Origin of the sequence: Glaciibacter kafniensis, assembly GCF_039538945.1 — a bacterium.
GTDB lineage: Bacteria > Actinomycetota > Actinomycetes > Actinomycetales > Microbacteriaceae > Cryobacterium > Cryobacterium kafniensis.
On sequence record NZ_BAABCN010000002.1, the window covers coordinates 359,998 to 382,579 of the forward strand.

Here is a 22,582-nt window from a genome sequence, read left to right on the forward strand (position 1 = left end):
CTGCCCCCAACAGAGGAACCCAGATGCCCGTAGATCCCATCGATAGCACGCAACGCACCAGCATGTATGCCCGATCGACGACGGCAGTGCCGAAGCAGAACCTCGATAGCGAGGTATTCATGCAGCTCCTGGTGACCCAGTTGCGAAACCAGGACCCCAGCTCGCCCATGGACACCAACGCCATGATCTCCCAGACCACTCAGCTGGCGATGATGGAGCAAATGACCGCGATGACCAAGACCACCGATGAGAACTTCGGTCTGCAGATGCGCACAGCCGCTGCGGCCCTGATCGGCAAAGAGGTCAGCTACACGGATGCCGATGGCAAGACCGTCACGGGCACCGCAACCGCAGTTTCTTACCTCGGATCTGTCCCCAAAGTCACAGTCGGTGGAGTCGACGTGGCGCTCGACGCAATTTCCGGCATCACCACGCCGACCCCCTCACCGGCGCCTACACCGGCGCCTACACCGGCACCCACACCGGCACCCACACCGACACCCACACCGACGCCAGTCGAAACCGAAAGGTAATCATGCTTCGTTCGCTCTACTCCGGCATCTCCGGACTTCGCTCACACCAGACAATGCTTGACGTCACCGGCAACAACATTGCCAACGTCAACACCGTCGGCTTCAAGTCGTCGGCCGTGCAGTTTCAGGACACCCTTTCGCAGGTGGTGAAGAACGGCACCGGCGCACAGGTCGAGGCCGGCGGCACCAACCCGGCCCAGGTCGGTCTCGGCGTGCAGGTTGCTGCCATCTCGACGAACTTCGCGCAGGGATCTTCCCAGGCAACCGGCAAGGGAACCGACCTGATGATCTCGGGCGACGGCTTCTTTCTCGTGCAGTCGGGCGCCGAAACGCTGTACACCCGCAACGGTGCGTTCGACTTCGACAAGCTCGGTCGTCTCGTCACCGCAGACGGCTCGTTCGTGCAGGGGCGCACGGCGGTCAACGGTCAGATTCCGGTCGGTGCCGCTGTCGGCAACATCACCTTGCCGCTGCAGGCCACGATCCCCGCCAAGGTGACGACCACGGCGGATGTCGGCGGCAACCTTCCCAATGAGGTCGCCAACGGCACGGTGCTCAGCCGTGAGGTCAGCGTCTTTGATGCGGCAGGCGGGGAGACCAAACTCAACCTCACCTTCACGAAGACCGCAACCGGCTGGGATGTCGGCGATGGCGTCACCCCCTCTGGTTCGTTGGAGTTCGCCAACGGCGTGCTCACCGGGGCCACGGTCGGCGGTGTTGCAGGGAACCCCGCGGCATTCGTTGTCGGCGGAGTGACGATGGATCTGTCGAAGGTCACCGGCTTTGCCAACCTCACGACGATCGCTGTGAACAGCCAGAACGGTGCCAAGGCCGGCACCCTGACGGGATACACCATCTCGGGCGACGGAACCGTGCTCGGTTCATTCAGCAACGGGGAGACGCGCACCATCGCGCAGATCGCCCTCGTCACTTTCGCCAACCCCGGTGGGTTGGAGAAGGCCGGCGGATCGACCTACCGCGGCAGCGCAAACTCGGGCAATGCGGTTCTCGGCGCTGCCGGGGCCCCCGGCTTCGGCCAGCTGGCCGGTGGTTACCTCGAAATGTCGAACGTCGACCTCTCGCAGGAGTTCACCAACCTGATCGTCGCCCAGCGCGGCTTCCAAGCGAATGCCCGCATCATCACCACCTCAGACGAGGTGCTGCAGGAGCTGACGAACCTCAAGCGCTAGCCGGGAACCCTCCCACCTGGTTGTGGCCCCGGCGAGTTGCCGGGGCCACAGCTGTGAGATGGTGTTGATCACGCTGCAGAGGGGCCGGGTTCGTCGCTTGGCGACGGGTAGCGTCGAAGGAACAACGCCAGGCTGAGGGCCAGCGCCTGGATCTCGCTCGGATCGACGCTTTCGTTCGGTGCGTGGATGAGTGCCAGGGGCTCCTCCACTCCGAGCAGCACGATCTCGGCTTCCGGGTAGGTGTCGGCGAACACCGTGCAGAGCGGGATCGATCCGCCCTGCCCCAGGGTGGTCATCGGCCGTCCGAATGCCTCGAGCATCGCGTCGGCCAAGGCACGAAATGCCGGTCCTCCGGTCTGCGCCTCGAAGGGAGAGCCGGTGCCCTCGGTCTCGACCGTGACACGCGCGCCCCACGGGGCTGCGGCACGCAGATGGTCGGCAAACGCCGCCTCGGCCTCGGCGACGGCGACACCGGGCGGGATGCGCAGGTTCAAGCGCGCGGCGGCACGTTGCACGATCGCGGCCGTCGAACCCACGACCGACGGGCAATCGATGCCGAGGATCGTCACGGCAGGCCGGGCCCAGAGCATGTCGGCGACCGTACCGTCGCCGAGCAGCTCGACCCCATCGAGCACACCGGCATCGGCACGGAATTGGTCGGCCGGGTATGCCTCGCCGCTCCACGTCTGGGTAGTGTCCAGCCCCGCGATCGTCGTGTTTCCTCGGCTGTCTCGAAGCGTCGCCAGCATACTGACCAACGCGGCGAGGGCATCCGGCGCTGCGCCGCCGAACATGCCTGAGTGCAGTTCGGAGGCCATGGTCTCGACACTCACCACCACATTGACCAATCCGCGCAGGGTGATTGTCGCGGCTGGACGGCCGACCGCGGCGTTGCCCGTGTCGCAGACCAAGATCGTGTCGGCACGCAGAAGCTCGGGATTCTGCGCGACGAACGCTTCCAGTCCGCCGGTTCCCTGTTCCTCCGACCCTTCGACCACCAGCTTGAGGTTCACCGGGAGGGCTTCGTCACCGAGGGCCCGCAGTGCGAGAAGATGCGCGAGGATGTTGCCCTTGCAGTCGGCGGCGCCCCGGCCGTACCAGCGGCCGTCCACCTCGGTCAGGGTGAATGGTGGCGTGCGCCAGGCCGAGTCGTCGAGCGGAGGTTGCACGTCGTAGTGCGCATAGAGAAGCACAGTCGGCGCGTCTGCGTCGGGTGCGGGCCGTGACGCGACTACCGCATCGCTCTCGTCCGGCGTGCGTTCGAGGTGGGCGTCGTCGAAGCCGAGTTCGATGAACTTGTCGATGACCCACTGTGCGGCCCGCGTGCATTCGTCGGGCGGAAACTGGCGCGGGTCGGCAACTGAGCGGATGGAAACGAATTCGGCAAGTTCATCCCGCGCGGCCGGAAGTAGCTGGGCGAGCCGGGAGCGGAGGTCGTCCATGGCCTACTGGCCGCCCGAGTCAGTTGTCTGAAGACCATTGACGAATTCCTGGAACTGAGCGAGCTCTTCCGGGCAATACACCTGGATGATCATCAGCTGACCTTGAACGGCCCTGCTCTCCGCGATCACCGGGCGGGTGCCGGGGCCACCGGAGCCGTTGACGAGTTGGCTCAAGAACAGCGCCTGACTCAACGCGTCATTCGGATTGGCGCACACCGCGCCGCCGTCGTCGCCGAGAACCCGAATGATCTGGTCTCGCGAGGGCGCCGTCGCGCCGGTGGCCTCGATGTTCGCGATCAACTGGTCGGCTTTCTCCGCAGCCCGTGCGGTCTCGTTGGCCGACCGGAAGGTGAACAGTCCGATCGTCGCGAGAACAATGAGGAGGACAACGGAGATGATGTAGGTGATCGATCGCCCACGCCTCGTCGAAGTCTCCTTGACGGTGCTCATGATTCCGTCACCTCCGGCTGAGTCGATTGGTCAGGCTGTTCGGGTTGGTCCGATTGCCCCGGCTGCTTCCAGGAAGGCTTGCGCAGCTTGTAGAAGAGGAATGGAACGAGGAGTCCAAGTCCAAGCGCCCCGCCCGCCACAATGAGGAAGTAGACAATGGGATTCTGGCCGCCGAACTGCGACGGCGGAATGAAACCGACGAGCAATGCGGCCAGGGAAGCGGAGAATCCGACTCCGGCGAGTCCGACAAGCATCGGTGCCCGGTAGCCGCGCGGGTGATCAGGGTCGATTCTCCTGAGCCGGATCGCAGCCACGAACATCAACAGGTACATGATCAGATAGACCTGCGTGGTGATGACGGAGAAGATCCAGTACGCGCTCGAAACATTCGGGATGAGGGCATAACCCAGTGCAATCACCGTCGTGACGAGGCCCTGGACGACGAGAAGGTTCTGTTGCACCCCGTTCTCGTTGAGCTTCTGCAAGAACGGCGGAAGGTAGCCTTCCTCACGCGAGATGAGGAGCAGACCTTTGGAGGGGCCGGCCAGCCAGGTCAACATGCCTCCGAGCGAGGCGGCGACGAGCATGATTCCGATGATCGGTGTCAGGCCCTGAATGTTGAACTGTGCGAACACCGCATCGAACGCCTGCATGACACCGGCGGTCAGGGACAACTCCTCGGCGGGGACGATCCAGGAGATCGCCAGTGCCGGAAGGATGAAGATGAGCAGTACGAGCCCCATCGCCAGGAACATCGACTTCGGATACTCCTTTGCCGGGTTCTTCAGCGACGACACATGCACCGCGTTCATCTCCATGCCGCTGTACGACAGGAAGTTGTTGACGATCAGCACCAGGCTTGCCAGCCCCGCCCACTGGGGGAGGAGGTTCGCTGCGGTCATCGGGGCGGCCGACGGGTTTCCTTGTGCCAGGAACACCGAGCCGAGGAAGACGAGCAGCGCCCCGGGGATGAGGGTCCCGATGATGAGCCCGCCGCTGGCCAGTCCGGCCACACCCTTCGTGCCTCGGGAGGAGACAAAGACCCCTGACCAGTAGAACACCACGATCACCAGGGCAGTCCAGACGCCGTTGCTCGCCAATGCCGGATTGAACACATAGGCGAGGGTGCTCGCCACGAACCCCAACAAGGTGGGGTAGTAGAAGATGGTCATGGCGAACTGGCACCACACGGCCAGGAAGCCCATCGGCTTGGAGATGCCGGCCGCCACCCACTTGTACACCCCGCCTTCCCAACCGGACGCCAGCTCCGCAGCAACAAGCGAGGTGGGCAGGAGGAAGATGATCGCCGGAACCAGATAGAGGAAGATCGCGGCAAGTCCGTAAACGGCCATCGTCGGGGCGGGTCGAAGACTCGCCACTGAGCTGGTGGTCATCAGGGCCAAGGCGACCCAGGAGATCATGACGGCGGGGGGAGCCTTCGGCTTGGCCAAAGCCCGATCCGTGTCGCTCATGGCAGCAACCCCGTGCATGTGCGCATGTCAGCCGACTCCACCGCACCTGAAATGCGATACTGCCGGGCCCGAGACTTCACGATTTTCATCACGTTGACCGCCTCCAACCGCATCATTCTGTTTTGTACAAGGAGTATGCATCGAAGTGGGAATGGTGGATACCTCTTCAGGATGTGGGTATCTCGCGCTCTCGACGGGTTCTGGTGCGCTTCCACAGCAGGTCGGCAATCAGCGCCAGCGCAAGAATGACGAGCAAGGCAAAGGTGGTCTTGGGCTCATTGACGAGGGTCGTAGTGCAGAACACCACAAAAGTGCCCAGAGTTGCGATGAGGGCGATGACGAGCATGAAGAGTTTCGCGCCGGTCTCCCGGTGCACCCTGAAATGCGCTGTCGTGACCGCTGAGAAGATGAGAAGCGCGACGGCACTTCCGAGCGACGCAATGCTGTTCAGGTCGAGCGCGAGCACCATTATTACCGTCAGACCGGCCATCACCAGCAGGCCGATGGACGCTTTCCAGCGGCTGAGGGTTCGGCCAAACACCGGCGGGAACTGTCCGACTTCAGCGAGGTGCTGGGTCATTCCCGTCGACGGGTAGAGGCTGGCGTTCACTGCTCCGGCCGTGGAGAACAACGCGGTGATCACCATCAGCACATATCCGAGCTGCCCGAGCGTTGGCTTGGCGGCCTCGGCCAGCGCTGTGGCACCATACGCGACGACCTGATCGGCGGTGAGTGTTCCGAATACGCCGAGGGACACTGCGACGTACACCGTGGTCGCGATCGCCAAGGCCAGATACATGGCGCGCGGTAACTGCCGCGACGGCTGGGGGAGGTCCTTCGCCGTGAAGGTGATGACACCGAAGCCGAGAAAAGCGAAGAACGTCAGCGCCACGCTTGCGATGATCTCGCGCACGCCGGGGTAGCCGGCCGGGTCGAGGAGAGCGGGGTCCCAGTTCGCGATGGTGACGATCGCGAAGACGCCGAGAATAGCGAGAACCACCTTCACAATCGCAGACTGCACGCGGGCGACCGCCGTCGAGCCCACCACGTTGAGGAGGGACATGACGAGGACCAGAGCAACAGCGAACAGTGTGGCTGCGGTCGGGGAGTCATGGGCCACGACGGCGCTGGCATAGCCCCCGAACGACGACGCCACCATTGCCGCAACGATGGCCCCTGTCACGTAGAAGAGCCAGGAGAAGATTCCCGTGACGTGCCCCTCTCCGAAGCCACGAGCCAGGTAGGCGAGCATGCCGCCCCCGGACGGATAGGTGGCGCCGAGTTTCGCGAACGAATAGCCCTGCAAAGCGGCGATGACGCCGGCGATCAGGAAGGACAGCCAGACAGCCGAGCCTGCGACGGCTCCTGCCGCTCCGAGGAGGGCGAAGATCCCCGCCCCGACCATCGAACCCACGCCAATGAATGTCGCCTGAATGACAGTCATCCTCTTCGGAACCGTGGTCGACATGCGAACCTCCCTACGGTCAGTGCGCCAGAGAATTCGAGACTTGCGGCGAGACTACCACTGGTGGGAGAGAGGCGGATTGAGTGGTGCCAACCGGGTCACGACGGAGCGGATGTCAGCATTCTCGCCTCCCACACCTGACGAATCACGCGCGGCGACCGACAGTGAACTCGACAGCACCAGATCGCTAGCAAACTCGAGGACAGAATGATCGTAGTCACCCGGCTGAACAACAGTCATTTCGCGGTCAATCCTGACCTCATCGAGCGGATTCATGAGAATCCCGACACGACGCTGGTGCTTGTCGATGGTTCGACTTATATCGTGACTGAGCCGATGACTGAGGTCATCGACAAGATCGCCCGTTATCGGGCCCGAGTGATTGCCCTCGCAAGCCAGACCCCTGAACCGTCCAGTGCCGGCATCCGTCATCTCGAGGCTGTTCCCGCCGACGAGCCCAGGGAACCGAGGAGAAGCTAATGGATCCCGCAACAATTATCGGCCTCCTTGTGGCCTTCGGCTCTCTCTTCGCCATGATCACGATCGAGGGAGCGCACGTCTCGTCGCTGCTTCTTCCCGCGCCGATGGTGCTCGTCTTCGGTGCGACGATCGCCGTCGGTCTGGCCGGCTCGACCTTCGCCGACACGATCGCCGCGCTCAAGGCATTGCCTCACGCTTTTCGCGGCAAGGTGGAGAAGCCGAAACAGGTCATCGACCAGATGGTCGGCCTGGCCGACACCGCACGCAAGAACGGTCTGCTGGCCCTCGAGCAGGAAGCAGCAGACGTCAAGGATCCCTTTCTGCGCAACGCCCTGCAGAACATTGCGGATGGCACCGACGGCGAAGAACTGCGGATTCTTCTGGAGGACGAGGTCATCACCACGTCGAAGTCGAATCGCCAGGCGGCAAAGTTCTTCAAGGCGCTCGGCGGATACGCGCCAACCGTGGGAATCATCGGCACCGTCGTCTCGTTGACCCACGTTCTCGAAAACCTCGACAAGCCGGCAACCCTGGGCCCGTCGATCGCGGCGGCATTCGTCGCGACGCTGTGGGGTTTGCTGTCGGCCAACTTCATCTGGCTGCCGATCGGTGACCGGCTCGGCCGACTCGCCGAACTCGAAACCGAACGGATGACACTGATCATGGAGGGTGTGCTCGCGATTCAATCGGGCAGCCAACCACGACTGCTGGGCGAACGTCTCGCTGCGATGGTGCCGAAACCGACATCGAAGTCGAAGCAGAAGGCATCGAAGGCAGAGATTCCCCGCAGCGAGGCGGCGTGAGTTCCTCCCGCCGTCGGCGGCGCGACACCGGCGATCACGAAGAAGCTCACAACGACGAACGTTGGATGGCGTCGTACATGGACATGGTCACGGTGTTGCTGTGCATGTTCATCGTTTTGTATGCGATTTCGACAGTGGACTCCGACAAGTTCGAGAAGCTGCAGGCGTCTCTCGCAACAGGCTTCGGAACTGAGGCGGGGGAGAACGTCGACACAGCAACAGGCATCGTCGTCAAACCAGAAGACATCGGTTCGACGGGCGACCTGTACGAGGCGACGATTCAGAACTCCAACGTTGTGCTTGCCGAGAAGGAGATCTCCGACCTCAAGGCAATTCGCGACAGCATCAACACGGGATTGCAGTCCCAGGGTCTCGCCGACGCCGTGCAGTTTCAGATTACAGAGCGAGGTCTCACCGTCGGATTGATCGGCGCCGAGACCTACTTCTCGGGAAACAGCATTGTGTTGACCGACAAGGCCAACGCGATTCTGAGCACCATCGCCCCGGTCATCGCCGGAATCCCGAACGAGGTCTCTGTTGAGGGCCACGCCGATCCGGTCGGCAGCTCTGGCGTGTACCCCACCGACTGGGAGCTTTCAAGCGGCCGCGCCACTCAGGTCGTGCGGTTCTTTGTTGAGCGGGGTGGTGTCGCCCAGGGGCGCGCGGCCGCGGTGGGCTACGGTTCGGCTCGCCCGATCGCCGGGGGAGAGTCGTCGCTCAACCGTCGCGTCGACGTGGTCGTTCTCTCGAAGCAACCCGACTCGGTGCGTGCGCTGATTCCGGGCATACTCGCGGCCGAACAAGGTTCTGGCGAAGCAGTCGGAGCAGTAGCCGGCGCCGAGGCGGGGCCCGCCGCACCAGCTCCATCTCACTAGCGCCAATGCTTTGACTTCGGAGTACTGAAGCGACGGCGGGAAAATGATGTGTCAATCGGCGTCAGGATTTCTAACCGAATTCTGATGCGTGCCGATTGTGAACGCTGATGACCCCTCGGAGCGAAGTGAAGACACCAGTGCCGTCGACGGCGAAAGCCGCCGAGGTCTACGACTTTCGTCGACCGACCACGCTCGCTAGGGAGCACTCGCGCGTTCTTGAACTCGCGCTCGAGACCTTCGCCCGTCAGTGGGGAACACAGCTCACCGCCAAGGTGCGCGTGAGGTCGCAGGTCACCTTCGAGTACGTGCTCATGCACACCTACGACGAGTACGCCGCGTCGCTTCCGTCGACCACCGCGATGGTGCTGCTGGCCGTTGAAGGCCAGGAATCGAAGGCTGTGCTGCAGCTGCCGACCACGGCGGCGCTGTCGTGGTTCAGTCACATGCTGGGGGGCACCGGCGCGCACTCCGAATCGGAGCGCAAGTTCACCCAGATCGAGCAGTCTCTGCTGCGCAAGCTCATGGCGGATGCCATCGACGACCTGCGCTACTCATTCGGCCCGCTGCTCGCCAACGACATCGTGGTCGACAGCATCCACCACAACTCCCAGTTCGCTCAGGCGGCTGCGACATCCGAGCTGATGATCGTGGCCAGCTTCACCGTGCAGGTGGGGGAGCGCTCGGCACAGACGACCCTGGCGATCCCGGCCGACATCCTGCTCGGTCAGCTCGGCGCCGCCAACCCGGTCGTTGCGCTCGTCGATGCCGCAGAACTGCTGCTGACCCAGGTTTCGCACGTGCCCGTTGAGGTCTCGCTGCAATTTCCGGAGAAGCGCGTGCGCCCCTCCGACATTCTGGCCCTCGCCGTCGGCGACCTGATCTCGCTCGGTCATGCCGGCCATAAACCGCTCGACATCGCGGTCGACGGCCATACACTCGCGCGCGCCGCGGTCGGGGCAACGGGCGCCCGGCTGGCCTGCGTCATCACTGATATCCAGGAGAAGAACTAACTATGCTGAGCACCACTCTGCACGCCGACGCCGCAGCTGCGCTGGCGGCGCTCATCCCGAACGGCACTGAGTTGCATGCCGCGCCGCGGAAGACAAGCATCCGCTTCGGCTCTGAGGTTTCAGAGGCTGTGCAGGCAACTGTCGTCGGCTCGCTGTCGGCTGACCTTGCAGTCGCATTGGTCGACATCGCCCCGCTCGGCATGGCGACCGGTGAGGGAGCGACAAACGTCGCCATCAGCGACATCCTGCGTCCGGCGCTCGAAGCGGCGGCATCCACCCTCGGGCACGGCGTGCTCGGTGCGGCCAGGGTCGACAACGCGGCCGATCTGTTCAACGACACCGACACCACGGTCTTCACGCTGCAGGATGGCGACGAGACAGTGGGCTGGTTCGCCATCCGTCTGCGCGACAATGCGTCGACAAGCAGAGTGGTGTCGACGGAGCCCATTTCGGGAAAGCTCGGCCGCATCAACAACGTGGAGATGACGCTGACTGTCGAGATCGGCCGCACCCGCATGTCCGTGCGCGACGTGCTCGCTCTCGAACCGGGTGCTGTCGTCGAACTCGACAGGTCGGCGGGAGCACCGGCTGACATCCTGTTGAACGGTCGCCTCATCGCCCACGGTGAAGTCGTCGTCGTCGACCAGGACTACGCCGTGCGCGTGACGAAGATCATGGACGTTCCGGACAGTCTCAGTTAGTGGACACCCTGTTCCTGGCGTTGCGGGTCATCGTCTCGCTCGCCGCGGTTCTCGCTGTTATTTGGTATGCGCATAAACGGCTGACCAAAGGGTCACGCGCGGCCCAGGTGGCCAACCCGATCACTGTGATCTCTCGGCAGGGACTGTCGCCGAAGAGCTCGGTGGTCATTATCGAAGCCGAAGGCAAGAGATTTGTGCTCGGCGTCACCGAACAGAACGTCAGCGTGCTCTACGAGCGCGACGGAGACCCGGTTGCCGCACCGCAGCCCGCCGACAGTTTTGCACTGGCGTTGGCTTCGGCCACCACCGACGAATCACTGGGGGCTGACGGGCAGCCCGGACGTCGCCGAGACCTTATTCGCACACCCGCATCGCAAGGAATGCTCCGCGGGTCAATTCTTTCGGCAGAGACATGGAAGCTCTCCTTCGCCGCCTTGAGGCAAGGACTGAAATAGTGCCATTCACCAGGGCTCTGGTGCCCGGGTCGAACACTGTGCTGCGCACTGACGCCCTGTTGCGTTGGGCGGTGTATGCCGCGATCTTGCTGATCATTGCCTGCGCGATCGTGATGCTGACCGCCGGGCCGACCTTCGCGGCCCCCGGCGACCCGGGCGAGCCGATCGGCCCGAGCGCCCCCGGCGGCGCCGGCGGAGTGTCACTTCAGATCAACGGGCCAGACGGGACCCCGTCATCGGCGATCGTGACCCTGATCGGAATCACGCTTCTCTCCGTCGCACCGGCGCTGCTGTTGATGATGACCTCGTTCACCAAGATCTTCGTGGTCTTGGCCATGGCACGAAATGCCCTGGCTCTGCCGTCGATCCCGCCGAACCAGGTTCTGGCCGGACTCGCGATGTTTCTGACCCTGTTCATCATGTGGCCGGTCTTGACCGAGGTGAACACCGTGGCCGTGCAGCCGTATCTGGCCGGCACGGCGAGCTTCAACGACGCCATCGCTGCCGGTTCGGCTCCGCTCCGCGAGTGGATGCTTCACTTCACTCGTGAGGAAGACCTGGCTCTGATGCTGCGCGCGGCCGGGGCAGAGAATCCGAATAGCGTGGCCAACGTCGATCTGATCACGTTGATCCCCGCCTTTATGATTTCGGAGCTCCGCGCCGCGTTCATCATCGGGTTCGTCATCTTCATCCCGTTTCTGGTCATCGACCTCGTCGTCTCGGCGGCACTGATGTCAATGGGAATGATGATGCTTCCGCCGGTGATGATCTCGTTGCCGTTCAAGATTCTGCTGTTCATCCTCGTCGACGGCTGGGCCCTCATTCTCACCTCGCTGATTGAGAGCTATCAATAATGGACAGCAGCGCAGTTCTCGATATCGGCCTCCAAGCCCTGATCGTCGCCGGCAAGTTGGCGGCGCCGATGCTGATCACCGCACTCGTGGTCGGTTTCGCGATTTCCCTCTTTCAGTCGATCACCCAGATTCAAGAGGTCACCCTCTCGTTCGTGCCGAAAGCGATCGCCGTTGCCCTGGCGCTGCTCATCACGGGGCACTGGATGATTGCGGAGATCGTGTCGTTCACTCACGCGATGTTCGACAAAATTCCCGCCTTGCTTGGTGGCTGATGCATGAACATCCCTCTCGACCTGTCGTGGATCGAAGCCGTCATGCTCGCTAGCGTGCGGATGACCGCCTTTGTTGTGATTGCGCCACCGTTTTCGTATCGGGCGATCCCCGCTCGAATCAAGGCGATGCTGGCGCTCGGTCTCGGAGTTGCGGTGGCGCCGCGGGTGACTCCCGGCTATGTGTCGCTTGACACGGCTGGTTTCATCGGCGCACTGGTGCTTGAACTGCTGGTGGGGGCGACGCTCGGGTTCTTGGTCTTTCTGGTCTTCAGCGCCGTGCAGTCGGCCGGAAACCTGATCGATATGTTCGGCGGATTTCAAATGGCGCAGGGATTCGATCCGGGCAGCCAGATCAACGGCGCCCAGTTCAGTCGCCTTTTTCACATGATTGCGCTCGCCCTGTTGGTCACCTCTGGCGGTTACCAACTCATCATCGGCGGCCTCGTTCGGAGCTTCGACGCGCTTCCGCTCGGTGGGGGGATGAATCTCGCTGACCCGGCCCAACTGCTGGTCACCGGCGTCTCCCAAATGTTTCTGTCAGCGGTGCAGATCGCCGGCCCGCTCATCGTCGTTCTCTTCCTCGCCGATGCGGGTCTTGGCCTGCTGACCCGGGTTGCGCCTGCCCTCAACGCCTTCGCCATGGGTTTTCCGCTCAAGGTGCTGTTGACGCTGTCCCTCGGCGGGCTCGTCATTGCCGCGTTGCCTGACGTCGTCGGGTCGCTCACCGACGATGCAGTGCGGTTGATCACGGGGGTGAAATAGTGTCTGACGCTTCAGAAAGAACCGAGGACGCCACCGAGAAGCGGATGAAGGAAGTCCGCGAGAAGGGCAAGCTTCAGAAGTCGCAGGATGTGACGGCGTGGCTCGGTGTCGGTGCGGCAGCAATCATGCTGCCGGCCACTATCGCGGCGGGGGCGACAGCGGCCACACACCAGATGTTCACTGTCGGTGCCGTCGCCAAGCAGCCGGAGATCGCCGCCGTGCTCACCGCACTGAACGACGGACTGTCGTCGATCATGCCCACCATCGCGCTCATGCTCGCGGCAGTCGTGGTGGCGGTGCTTGTCGGGTCAGTCGCCCAGGGCGGCGTGCACGTGAAGAAGTTCACCGGCAAATACGAGCAGTTCAATGTGGTGAAGGGAATCAGCCGGGTTTTTGGCACCCAGGCGCTCTGGCAGGGAGTGAAGACGCTGCTGAAAACCGGTGTGGTCGCCCTCGTTCTCTACGCCGTCGTGCAGGGGCTGATGCCCGTCTTGATGACGTCCGGCGGGTTGAGCGTTCAAGCGATCGTCGCCGCGGCAGGGCAGGGTGCGTCGTCGTTGCTGGTGGCGGCCGTCGCCGCCGGGCTCTTGCTGGCCGCAGCCGACGTCTTCGTCGTGATGAAACGCAACCGCAAGCAGACCCGCATGACGAAGAAGGAGGTCAAAGACGAGAACAAGAGCACCGACGGCGACCCCCTGGTGAAGTCACAACGGAGATCTCGTCAACTTGAAATGAGCCGCAACCGGATGATCGCATCCGTTGCCACCGCCGACGTCGTGATCGTCAACCCGACCCACGTGGCCGTCGCCCTCAAGTATGAGCCAGGCAAGTCAGCCCCGCGCCTGGTCGCCAAGGGCTCTGGGCACAATGCCACCCGCATTCGTGAAGAGGCGGCGGCCGAAAACGTGCCGATGGTGTCAGACATCCCCCTCGCTCGTGCGCTCCATGCCGCCTGCGAGGTCGGTCATGAGATTCCCGTCGAGTTCTACAACGCTGTCGCTCGAGTTCTCACCTTTGTCGCAGCCCTGAAACGTCGTGGCGCCGCATCCGGCGTGCACAGCATGACTGTCCCGCACCTCAGTTCCGGAGGAAAATAGTGAACCGCAACCTGTCAAAGATCGCCGTTCCGATCGGCGTGGTCGGCATTCTCATGCTGCTCATCGTGCCGACGCCCGCGCCGATTCTCGACGTGCTCATCATCGTCAACATCGTGCTCGCGCTGGTGATTCTGCTGACGACCATGTTCGTGAAGAAACCGCTCGACTTCTCAGTCTTTCCGTCGCTTCTGCTGGTCGCGACGCTCTTTCGACTCGGCCTGAACGTCGCATCGACGCGGCTGGTGCTTGGTGACGGCTATGCCGGCCAGGTGATTCAGGCGTTCGGCCACGTAGCGGTGGGCGGCTCGATCATCATCGGCTCCGTGGTCTTCCTGATTCTCGTCGTCATCCAGTTTGTCGTGGTCACCAAGGGTGCCGAGCGTGTCGCGGAGGTCGGGGCGCGCTTCACCCTCGACGCGATGCCCGGCAAGCAGATGGCCATTGACGCCGACCTCAACGCCGGTCTGATCACCGACGTCGAGGCGCGCAAGCGTCGCGCCGAAGTCTCGGCCGAAGCCGACTTCTACGGAGCCATGGACGGCGCCTCGAAGTTCGTCAAGGGTGACGCGATCGCCGGAATCATCATCATCATCATCAACGTGATCGGCGGTATCGCCATCGGCATGCTGCAGCGCGGCATGGAAATCGGCGATGCGGTCAACACCTACACGCTGCTGACCATCGGTGATGGACTGGTCACCCAGATCCCCGCACTGCTGATGGCCGTCTCGACCGGCATGATCGTCACCCGGTCCAACGCCGAAGAAGACATGGGCACGACCGCGTCGAAGCAGCTCGGCCAGTCGCGCACCGCGCTGCTGATCGCCGGCGGCGCGGCTATCGTGATGGGTTTCATCCCCGGCATGCCGATCATTCCGTTCATTCTCGTCGGCGCATTTCTGATCATCATGGCTCAGCGGATCAGGTCTGCCGAGGCCAAGGCAGGTCGGGATGCCGATGCCACCGAGCGGTTGGAGAATGCGCCACGGCCCGAGACGACCGAGGACATCATCGACGGGATGCGGGTGCACGCGCTGGAGATTCTTCTCGCTCCCGACCTGGTCGACATCGTGTCTGGCGCGAGCGACGACCTCTTGGCCCGGGTGAAGGCGCTGCGCAAGAAGATTGCGATGGACATGGGATTCGTGGTTCCCCCTGTGCGCACACGCGACAATCTGGAGCTGCCGCCCTCGACCTATTCGCTGCGCATCGCCGGGGTCGAAGTCGGCCGCGGCATCGCGCCTCCCGGCAAGATCCTCGCCCTCGGAGACTTTCTTGATGGCCTTCCCGGTGAGCTGACCGTTGAGCCCGTCTTCGGCCTCGCCGGCAAATGGGTGCCGAGCGAAATGCGTCACGCGGCTGAAATGACCGGAGCGATCGTGATCGACCGGGTCTCGGTTGTCGTCACTCACCTTTCGGCGGTCATCACTGACAACGCGGCGCGACTGCTCTCGCGCGAAGACGTGCGGGTGCTCACCGACAGTGTCAAGGCCGTCAACCCATCGGCCGTCGACGAGCTGACCCCGTCACCATTGAGCCTGTCGGAGCTGCAGCGCGTGCTGCAGGGACTGCTCAGTGAGAAGGTGCCGATCAACGACCTGGCACGCATCTACGAAGCGCTGTCGCTGCGGGCCAAAGTATCGGTCGACCCGGAGGGCCTCATCGAGGCTGCGCGTCAGGCACTCGGCCCTGCGTTGTCGGCGCAGTATCTCGACGAGGGAACGCTGCGCGTCATCATGATCGATCCGGTGCTTGAACAGTCGCTGGTCGAGGGGTTGCGCCCCACCGAGTTCGGCAGCCAGATTCTCATCGATGCCGACCGGATCGAGTCGGTCATCGGCTCACTCAAGGCGGCGATGGCGGCCAGCGAATCGCAGGGATTCTCGGCAGTGCTGGTCTGCGCGCCTGCGCTGCGTCCGGCCTTGCGCCGACTCGTCTCTGCCCAGGTGAACGGAATCCCGGTTCTCTCCTACCACGAGGCCACAGTGTCAAACATTCAGATTGAGACTGTGGGGGTGGTGCGCCGTGACGACGCTCTTACTTCTTAAAGGGGAGAGCCTCGAGGCGCTCAAAGCCCAGGTACTCGCTGAGCATGGCACCTCGGCCCGCATCGTCAAGGCTGAGAGCGTCGTGCAGGGCGGAATCGGTGGTTTTCTCGCCAAGCGCTACTTCGAAGTGACCGTTGAAGTGCCGACGCCGAAGCCCACGCACGCTCTGCCGGCTTCTGCACAGAGTTCTGCAGGTCAGGCGGTGCCTGCTGTCGTGCGGGGGATGGTCCTGCCGAATCGGTCGGGTATCGCCGCGCTGTTGGCGGATGCCGACGAGGCAGAAGACCGGCTGGCCGATCCGATGGCGCTCTCGACCAGTTCTGCACGATTCGATCAACTCTTCGACGAGCTTTCGGCTCGGGTCGAATCCGACGCGGCATTCGAGGTGCCGGGGGAGCAGCAGCAGAACGGTGACGTGGAGGGTGCGCCTTCACCTGCGCCTTCACCTCGCCCGTCACTCCCACCGTTCGAGGCTCCGCCCCGCACTGTGACTTCAGGCTTTGCTTCGGCTTCGGGGCTGGCTTCGGGGTCGGCGCCGGGGTTGGCCCCGACGCCATTCCCGTCGACCACGCTTCTGCCGACGCCCTCGCCGATTCAGAATCGCACCCCTCCGCTCCCGTCGCAGGCAGCGGGGGATCTCGTGCTGCTCGTCGGTCTGCGCACCGATGCGCTGCGCGTCGCTCACTCGCTCTCCGGTCGATTCGGTCCGGCGGCCGTCTGCGTCGGGGGAACGATCACCCTCAAGAGTGCGTTGACGGTGTCGGACCGGAGGTCGGCTGCGCATGCGCGTGCCGACGGAGTGCAGAACGGATGCAGCGTTTTCGTCGCCTACGGGATCGAGCCAGGAAGCGACGTGACAACTGCGTTGCGTGACATCGGAGCAGACCAGGTCTGGGTGGTTGTCGACGCCGGGCGTAAGCAGGAGGACACCCGAGTGTGGGTTCAGAACCTTGCGTCAGCGGTGACTGTTGAAGCTGTCGCCGCATTCGGACTGGCGACGACGCTCACGCCGGAGTCGGTGCAGGAGCTCGGAGTCCCGGTGGGTTGGGTCGACGGTCTTCTGCTCGGAGGCTCAGAACGCCGATCGGATGTTGCCCCGGATCGGTCTGGTCGGGTTCCCGACGTGCGGTCCCGTGCAAGGGATTGATTCGTGCCGCACAATGTGACGGCCGTCCGGATGAGTCGTCAGAACGGCGGCGGCTCTGGCTCGCTCTGCGGTGCAGGGTTCGAACATTCGGGGTTCCACGAAGACGATTCGGAATCGTTGAGGTCGGTGCCGCGGAACGTCGGTTCGGACGGGTCAGGTTCGGTCTGACCAGCGTCGGGAAGCCCGGCGTTGGGCAGGCTGGTGCCGGGCAGTTCGAGTGCGGGCCTGGTGGTGTAGACGCGTCCGGTGGGTGAGGTCCAGTCGATGACGCCGTTGCCGCGGCCGACGGGGTTCCAGGTGCTGGCGTGTTTGAGCCGGTGGCAGGCCTTGCAGAGGTGGGCGAGGTTGTTGGCGTCGGTGGGGCCACCGTGCCCGTAGGCGACGGTGTGATCGATCTCGGAGGTGGCCGCGGGTTGCCCGCAGTTCACGCCGCGACAGGTGCCGTCGCGGGTTTGCAACCAGATCCGGAGGTCTTTGGGCACTGTGTAGTGCTCCCGGCCCAGGGAGAGCGGGACTCCGGTCTCCGGATTCACCATCAACCGCAGGAACGACGGCGCCTTCGCGCACAACTCGCGTGCGGTGTCCGGATCGATCGGCCCGTAGCCGTCGAGGGTGGCGGGTTCGTCGCTGAGTCCCATCAGGGTGAACATCGGCACGGTGACGATCACGGTGGGTCGGATGCCGCGGCGTGCCTTCGAGCGGCGCTTGGTCCGCTTCGCACCAGCACCACCACCAGCAGCGCCGTCAGCGCCACCGGCACCGGCGCTACCGCCGCCACCGGCACTGGCGTCGTCGAGCAGCTGTTGCAGTTCGGCGGTGATCTCGCCCGGCTCGAACAGTTCCCCGTCATGCAGCAGCTCGACGGCGACATCCGCCCGCAACTGGGTGAGGGTGCGCGGTTCGGTCGGGCCTTGCCGGCGGCGGGCAACGGCGTCGACTCGGTTGAATGCGGCGAGCACGTCCGCGGCCGGTCCGAACAGGTTCAACCAGGCCATCCCGTCGGGAGCCGCTTCAAACGCGAGCCGGCGCTCCGCCAGCGCGGCGCGTTTGCGGGCGGTGATGGAGTCCGGGTGCATTCGCTCCCGCAACGCGATGGCCTTCCGCCGCAACTGGGGGGCCGGCAGCCGGAGCGCATCGGGCAGCAGAGCCTGCTCGAACGCGGCCCGTACCTCGGGTGGCAGCGTGCGCGCCTGGTCCATGATCACCTGAGCGTGCCGGTAACTGATCGACCCGTTCTCCAACGCCGCCAGGGTGGCGGGGAGCTCGTGCACGAGGGTCTGGCTTTCGTCGATCAGATGCGACGCGGTCGGAGTGGGCATGTTGAACCGCGCGCTGACCTCCCGGACAAAGATCAGGTGCGCCCATTCCGCCCGCTGCGAGTCGGACTGCGTCGGGTTGTAGAGCACGTACTCGTCGGAGACCCGCGACCACATCCGGGCCGCGTCAATCGCCCGGGCCCAGTGCCCGGCACGCATCGCCGTGAGCTTCTGATCGTCAACGGCCACATCGAGGTACTGGTTGAGCCGGGCCGTGTAGCCCTCCACCAGCCTCGGGCCGTCTTCCGGGTCGTCGGGCAGCGGGCCGTCGACGAACCCGGGAAAGTCGGCCAGGCTCATGCCCAGGCAAAACTCCATCGGGTCAAAATCACCACACACCCCGAAGTCATCCTCGTCGGGCGCTAGCTCCAGGTTCTGCAACAGCTCCAGCTGATCCATATCTTCAGCTAACCGGACACCACCGACACTGCAGCCCAATCTGGGGTGGGGGTTGACAAACCGGCTGGGACCGGGAGTTTCCTGGTCTCGACAGGGGAAATCGAAACCCGGTTGAGCACATCCGTCGCCGCCGGTCAGATGCGCTCGAGGGTCGGCCGGAGGGGGTCTCGACCGGCTCGACCAACGGATGCGCTCATCGCGGATGCGCTCGGTACGGATGCGCTCAGCGCGGAGGCGCTCGGTGCTCGGTACGGATGCGCTCGGTACGGATGCGCTCAGTGCGCGACGAGCGACGCCAGCGGAGCCTTGAGCGGCCAGGTCGGGTCGTCGAGAATCAGTTGAGCTGCGACGCTGGTCAGCCGGTTCACCACGATCGGTGCCATCAGGTTCACTGTTGACTCGCCGTCACTGGGATTGACGACCACGTAGATCAGCACATCGTCGGGAGAAGTGAGTTCGACCGACGCGCACTGCTCATCGGACAGCGTGGGCTGGTAGCCGGGAAGGTGCACTGCCGCATCGAGCAGAAACAGTCGCGTCTGAGGAAAGCCGTCGGGGCGCAGGGAGTAGAGCCCAGTGCTTCCGTCGACAGCAACCAGAGAGAAATCGCGAAGCGGTTCGAGTCCAAACGGCGGTGCAGTGAATCTCATCGCAGTGCCCTCGCCGACAGTGCCCTCGCCGACGGTGCTCTCGCCGGCGACGTTCTCGCCAGCGTTGCTCATCTCCGCGGCGCTCATCGGAGAAAGTCCATCAATGTCGGCTGCAAGGTGCGAGCCGTCACCGCCAAGGCGGATTGATATGTCACTTCCTGCATCTTCAGGTCAAGGATGATCTTCTGGATGTCGACATCTTCAATTCCGGACCGCATCGACTCGAGGTCGACCTTGCGGTCCAGATTCGACGACGCGGCGTCGAGAATTGTCGCATGGCGCGCGCCGACGGTGGAGAGCGAGGTCAGCACGGTGTCGAGACGGGCGTCGAGAGTCGGCAGGTGCTTGCCGACATTCACGCCGGCACGGAGGTCTGCGACAATCGCATCGATCTCGCCGAACATAGAGGTGGCAGTGGGCGCGGTGCCTGGACCGAAGACCTGCGCCCCGTCGACATCGACACGCACTGTCGATCCGTCGGACACGCGTCGTTCGACAGTTCCGGCCGCGCCGAGGTAGGTGTAGTCGGGGGCAAACGCCTGTCCGGCATCTGAAGTCCCGGCGAAAATGCTCCGCCCGAGATACGCAGTGTTCGCCTGGGCCAGCAAGTCGGTCTTGATCGACTCAAGTTCGACTGCGATTGCTTCTTTGGCGAGCGGGGAGAGGGCGCCGTCGTTGGCTCCTTGCACGGTCAAGTCCTTGGCCTTCTTCATCAGATCGGTGACCGACGTGAGCGCTGAGTTCGCCGTGGTGAGCCATCCGTTGCCGTCGTTGATATTGCGCTCGTACTGGTTGTTCGAGGCAATCGATAAGCGAACTGCCAGGGCGTCTGCGGTTCCGGAGGGGTCGTCTGACGGCCGGGTGATGGCCTTGCGACTCCCCGCCTGGTCTTGCAGGCGGGCCAGCTCGGACGATGCAGATTGCAGATTGCGCAGCGACGAATTCATCATCGTCTGGGTCGTGACACGGGTGATCATCGGTTATCGTCCCACCAGTCCGGTTCTATTGATCAAGGTGTCAAGCATTTCATCGACTGCTGTGAGAACCCGAGCTGACGCCTGATAGGCAGTCTGGCTCATCACCAGGTTGACGTTCTCCTCGTCGACATCGACCGACGCCTGTGAGAGTTGAGCGGATGAGGCGGCGCCGGCCGCGAGGTCGGCCAGCTTCGACTGCTGAAGCGCGTTTTTCGTGGAGACGGCGACGGTGGTCACAAACGTCGACCAGACCGAATCGGGGGAGTTGGCGCCGAGACGCAGCTGGGCGATCTTGTCGGCATTGGACCCGTCGAGGTTGCCGGCATTACCGGCAGCCGTCGCAATCTCGTCACTGGTCGTCGGGATGACGGACAACCCGAGGGCGGCGGGTCCCGCGGCCACGGCGAAGAAGTCGCCACCGGGGGCGCCGGTGGCCGTCTTCCCCGTGCTGTGCACGGCATTGACCTGCGTGGCAAGTGTGGTTGCCAGCTTGTTGTACGACTCAGCTGCCTCGGCGAGTGGACCACCCTTGCCGCCGGCGGTGGGTGCCAGAACGGAGAGCGAGCCGGCCAGCTCGCCGCTGCTGAGTGCGACGGGGCGACCAGGGTGACTTGCCCACTCGAGCGTCACGCCCGTGCCGTCGATGGTCGTCGATCCGCCCAACACAACGGCGTTGGCGCTGTCACCGGAGACGAGAACATTGCCACCGATCACCACATCGACGGTGCCGTCCGGACGTTCGTTGACGGTGCCGCCGGCGAGCGACGCAATCGCCGTGGTGTACTGGCTGCGCTGGTCAAGAAGTTCATTCACAGACCCGCCCCGATTGAGCGTGTCACGAATGATCACGTTCAGTTCGGCGACCTGGGTTGCTGCGAAGTTGAGTTCGTTGGCCTGGGAGCCGGCGGTGGACCGCACGGCGTTCCACTCGTCGGCAACTGCGGTGTATCCGGCGGCGATCTGTGAGGCGAGCACGCCGGCTTCCTCGATCACTACCGCTCCGGCCGCGGCCTTGCCTGCATTGTTCGCGAGATCCTGCCACGACGACCAGAAATCACCGAGCTGGGAGGAGATGCCGGTGGTGCTCGGTTCGTTGAGCGACTTTTCGAGGGTGCTGAGCGAGGAGGCGCGCACGTTCGCGTAACCGGACGTTCCGAACGTCGTGCGCACGCGGGCGTCGAGGAAGGAGTCGCCGAGACGAGCGATTCCGGTCACGCTGACGCCCTGGCCGGCCGTCGCGAGGCGTGCTGAGATTCGGCCAGTCGCAGCCAGGGGAATCATCGCTTCCTGGTTCACTCGCTGGCGGGTGTAACCGGCCGTCTTCGCGTTTGCGATGTTCTGACCGGCAACCTCAATGCCGGTGCGGGATGCGACAAGACCTGAATATGCGGTGTTGAGTCCACTGAAGGTGCTCACTAAATGTCCTTGTCCACGAGGCGAGAAGTTTCGGGGCGGGACGCCGCATGTCCGTGGGCGTCGTAGGTGTCGGCCGAACTGAAGGTGCCGGCCAGCGTTTCCTGGGTCGATCGGGAGGCGGCGCGCAGGAGCTGCTCGTTGGAATCCCGTAGATCCCTGATCTGGTTGGTGAGGTCGAGCAAGCCATTCAGGTGGGATTCGAGAATCTCGGACCACACCTCGGTGGGGGCGGCTGCAACAAGTTCGCGCAGCGTTGCGTCTTCGGGAGTTCCCCATTCCAGGGAGACCGCGTCGACTTCGACAGTGCGGGCCAGGCCGAGAGTGCGGAGGCGGCCAGTGACCTGCTCGATCTCTTCAGATGCGCGCTGAATCCAACGCGTTTTTCCGCTCGTGAGCAGAAGACGTTCCACTTCAAGCTTGAACACCAGGAGCTCCAGTAGCTCGCGTTCTTTCCACAGCACAGCGGAGAGTTCGTGAATGCTCAAGGGCACCTCCTTCGGGTTGATCGGGGCCGCGGTGGTGGGGCAGTACCACAGGGTTAGTCTCCCGTATCAAGCACTATCGGCCGGTGAACGAACGATGTAAGTGGTCTGTGTCCAGGATATTCGTGTCCCCCTAAGATAGGACGCTGTCTGCCCCGTTATGGGGGTCAAATTTTCCAGGTTTAGAAGTTCTAGCTTGTAAGTTTGAAGTAGGCAGTACACAGCGTTTTCACAGGAGCACAAAGGCGTATGAACCGGGCACTTCGGCCCGGGTCATTCCGTCGTG

The 22,582-nt window shown here is 63.6% G+C and carries 23 protein-coding genes; 14 read left to right on the plus strand and 9 right to left on the minus strand.

The features are described 5' to 3' along the window. The first annotated feature begins 23 nt into the window (after positions 1 to 23). Positions 24 to 533, plus strand: a complete 510-nt coding sequence (locus tag ABD791_RS02185; RefSeq protein WP_345061842.1) for a flagellar hook assembly protein FlgD — start codon at positions 24 to 26, stop codon at positions 531 to 533. 2 nt (positions 534 to 535) lie between these two features. Further along, entirely contained in the window at positions 536 to 1,723 is a 1,188-nt protein-coding gene (flgF, locus tag ABD791_RS02190; protein WP_345061844.1) for a flagellar basal-body rod protein FlgF, read from the plus strand. A gap of 68 nt (positions 1,724 to 1,791) precedes the next feature. Here the strand turns inward: flgF and ABD791_RS02195 are convergent, their stop codons facing one another. The 4 genes from ABD791_RS02195 to ABD791_RS02210 all read right to left on the minus strand — a co-directional run bounded on the left by ABD791_RS02195 (position 1,792) and on the right by ABD791_RS02210 (position 6,555). Then, entirely contained in the window at positions 1,792 to 3,165 is a 1,374-nt protein-coding gene (locus ABD791_RS02195) for a dipeptidase (RefSeq protein WP_345061846.1), read from the minus strand. A gap of 3 nt (positions 3,166 to 3,168) precedes the next feature. Next, entirely contained in the window at positions 3,169 to 3,615 is a 447-nt protein-coding gene (locus ABD791_RS02200) for a hypothetical protein (protein ID WP_345061848.1), read from the minus strand. After that, positions 3,612 to 5,087, minus strand: coding sequence for a glutamate/gamma-aminobutyrate antiporter GadC (gene gadC, locus ABD791_RS02205; protein WP_345061850.1), 1,476 nt, complete (start codon positions 5,085 to 5,087; stop codon positions 3,612 to 3,614). Before gadC ends, ABD791_RS02200 begins: the two co-directional genes overlap by 4 nt. Before the next feature lie 166 nt (positions 5,088 to 5,253). Continuing rightward, entirely contained in the window at positions 5,254 to 6,555 is a 1,302-nt protein-coding gene (locus tag ABD791_RS02210) for an APC family permease (RefSeq protein WP_345061852.1), read from the minus strand. A gap of 204 nt (positions 6,556 to 6,759) precedes the next feature. Between ABD791_RS02210 and ABD791_RS02215 the strand changes: the two genes are divergently transcribed. From ABD791_RS02215 to ABD791_RS02270, 12 genes are all read left to right on the plus strand, one after another. Beyond that, positions 6,760 to 7,032 (plus strand): flagellar FlbD family protein, encoded by a 273-nt coding sequence (locus tag ABD791_RS02215; RefSeq protein WP_345061854.1) that lies wholly within the window; start codon positions 6,760 to 6,762, stop codon positions 7,030 to 7,032. After that, positions 7,032 to 7,835 carry a motility protein A gene (locus ABD791_RS02220; protein WP_345061856.1) on the plus strand — a complete coding sequence of 268 codons (804 nt, stop codon included), beginning with the start codon at positions 7,032 to 7,034 and terminating at the stop codon, positions 7,833 to 7,835. The genes ABD791_RS02215 and ABD791_RS02220 overlap by 1 nt, the downstream gene beginning before the upstream one ends. Beyond that, positions 7,832 to 8,710 (plus strand): OmpA/MotB family protein, encoded by an 879-nt coding sequence (locus ABD791_RS02225; RefSeq protein ID WP_345061858.1) that lies wholly within the window; start codon positions 7,832 to 7,834, stop codon positions 8,708 to 8,710. Before ABD791_RS02220 ends, ABD791_RS02225 begins: the two co-directional genes overlap by 4 nt. Before the next feature lie 125 nt (positions 8,711 to 8,835). Continuing rightward, positions 8,836 to 9,720, plus strand: a complete 885-nt coding sequence (locus ABD791_RS02230) for a flagellar motor switch protein FliM (RefSeq protein ID WP_345061860.1) — start codon at positions 8,836 to 8,838, stop codon at positions 9,718 to 9,720. 2 nt (positions 9,721 to 9,722) lie between these two features. Continuing rightward, positions 9,723 to 10,421, plus strand: coding sequence for a flagellar motor switch protein FliN (gene fliN / locus ABD791_RS02235; protein WP_345061861.1), 699 nt, complete (start codon positions 9,723 to 9,725; stop codon positions 10,419 to 10,421). Further along, positions 10,421 to 10,876 carry a FliO/MopB family protein gene (locus tag ABD791_RS02240; protein ID WP_345061863.1) on the plus strand — a complete coding sequence of 152 codons (456 nt, stop codon included), beginning with the start codon at positions 10,421 to 10,423 and terminating at the stop codon, positions 10,874 to 10,876. The genes fliN and ABD791_RS02240 overlap by 1 nt, the downstream gene beginning before the upstream one ends. A gap of 113 nt (positions 10,877 to 10,989) precedes the next feature. Continuing rightward, positions 10,990 to 11,730 carry a flagellar type III secretion system pore protein FliP gene (gene fliP, locus ABD791_RS02245; RefSeq protein WP_345064438.1) on the plus strand — a complete coding sequence of 247 codons (741 nt, stop codon included), beginning with the start codon at positions 10,990 to 10,992 and terminating at the stop codon, positions 11,728 to 11,730. After that, positions 11,730 to 12,002 (plus strand): flagellar biosynthesis protein FliQ, encoded by a 273-nt coding sequence (fliQ, locus tag ABD791_RS02250; protein ID WP_345061865.1) that lies wholly within the window; start codon positions 11,730 to 11,732, stop codon positions 12,000 to 12,002. The genes fliP and fliQ overlap by 1 nt, the downstream gene beginning before the upstream one ends. A 3-nt stretch (positions 12,003 to 12,005) precedes the next feature. Then, the gene (fliR, locus tag ABD791_RS02255; RefSeq protein WP_345061867.1) at positions 12,006 to 12,764 is read left to right on the plus strand and encodes a flagellar biosynthetic protein FliR; all 759 of its coding nucleotides are present in this window, start codon (positions 12,006 to 12,008) and stop codon (positions 12,762 to 12,764) included. Then, positions 12,764 to 13,861 carry an EscU/YscU/HrcU family type III secretion system export apparatus switch protein gene (locus ABD791_RS02260; RefSeq protein ID WP_345061869.1) on the plus strand — a complete coding sequence of 366 codons (1,098 nt, stop codon included), beginning with the start codon at positions 12,764 to 12,766 and terminating at the stop codon, positions 13,859 to 13,861. Before fliR ends, ABD791_RS02260 begins: the two co-directional genes overlap by 1 nt. A gap of 53 nt (positions 13,862 to 13,914) precedes the next feature. After that, entirely contained in the window at positions 13,915 to 15,909 is a 1,995-nt protein-coding gene (locus ABD791_RS02265) for a flagellar biosynthesis protein FlhA (RefSeq protein ID WP_345064441.1), read from the plus strand. Beyond that, positions 15,887 to 17,056: a hypothetical protein gene (locus tag ABD791_RS02270; protein WP_345061871.1), complete on the plus strand. Its 1,170-nt coding sequence runs from the start codon at positions 15,887 to 15,889 to the stop codon at positions 17,054 to 17,056. The genes ABD791_RS02265 and ABD791_RS02270 overlap by 23 nt, the downstream gene beginning before the upstream one ends. A 38-nt stretch (positions 17,057 to 17,094) precedes the next feature. Here the strand turns inward: ABD791_RS02270 and ABD791_RS02275 are convergent, their stop codons facing one another. The 5 genes from ABD791_RS02275 to ABD791_RS02295 all read right to left on the minus strand — a co-directional run bounded on the left by ABD791_RS02275 (position 17,095) and on the right by ABD791_RS02295 (position 22,299). Then, on the minus strand, positions 17,095 to 18,771 hold the full coding sequence (locus ABD791_RS02275) for an HNH endonuclease (RefSeq protein WP_345061873.1): 1,677 nt from the start codon (positions 18,769 to 18,771) through the stop codon (positions 17,095 to 17,097). A 275-nt stretch (positions 18,772 to 19,046) separates the two neighbouring features. After that, positions 19,047 to 19,508 (minus strand): flagellar assembly protein FliW, encoded by a 462-nt coding sequence (gene fliW / locus ABD791_RS02280; protein ID WP_345061875.1) that lies wholly within the window; start codon positions 19,506 to 19,508, stop codon positions 19,047 to 19,049. Continuing rightward, a complete protein-coding gene (gene flgL / locus ABD791_RS02285; RefSeq protein ID WP_345061877.1) occupies positions 19,505 to 20,398 on the minus strand; it encodes a flagellar hook-associated protein FlgL in 894 nt (297 codons plus the stop codon). The genes fliW and flgL overlap by 4 nt, the downstream gene beginning before the upstream one ends. 3 nt (positions 20,399 to 20,401) lie before the next feature. Then, positions 20,402 to 21,814, minus strand: coding sequence for a flagellar hook-associated protein FlgK (flgK, locus tag ABD791_RS02290; protein WP_345061879.1), 1,413 nt, complete (start codon positions 21,812 to 21,814; stop codon positions 20,402 to 20,404). Continuing rightward, complete coding sequence (locus tag ABD791_RS02295) at positions 21,814 to 22,299, minus strand: flagellar protein FlgN (RefSeq protein ID WP_345061881.1); 486 nt, start codon at positions 22,297 to 22,299, stop codon at positions 21,814 to 21,816. Before ABD791_RS02295 ends, flgK begins: the two co-directional genes overlap by 1 nt. Positions 22,300 to 22,582: the final 283 nt, after the last annotated feature.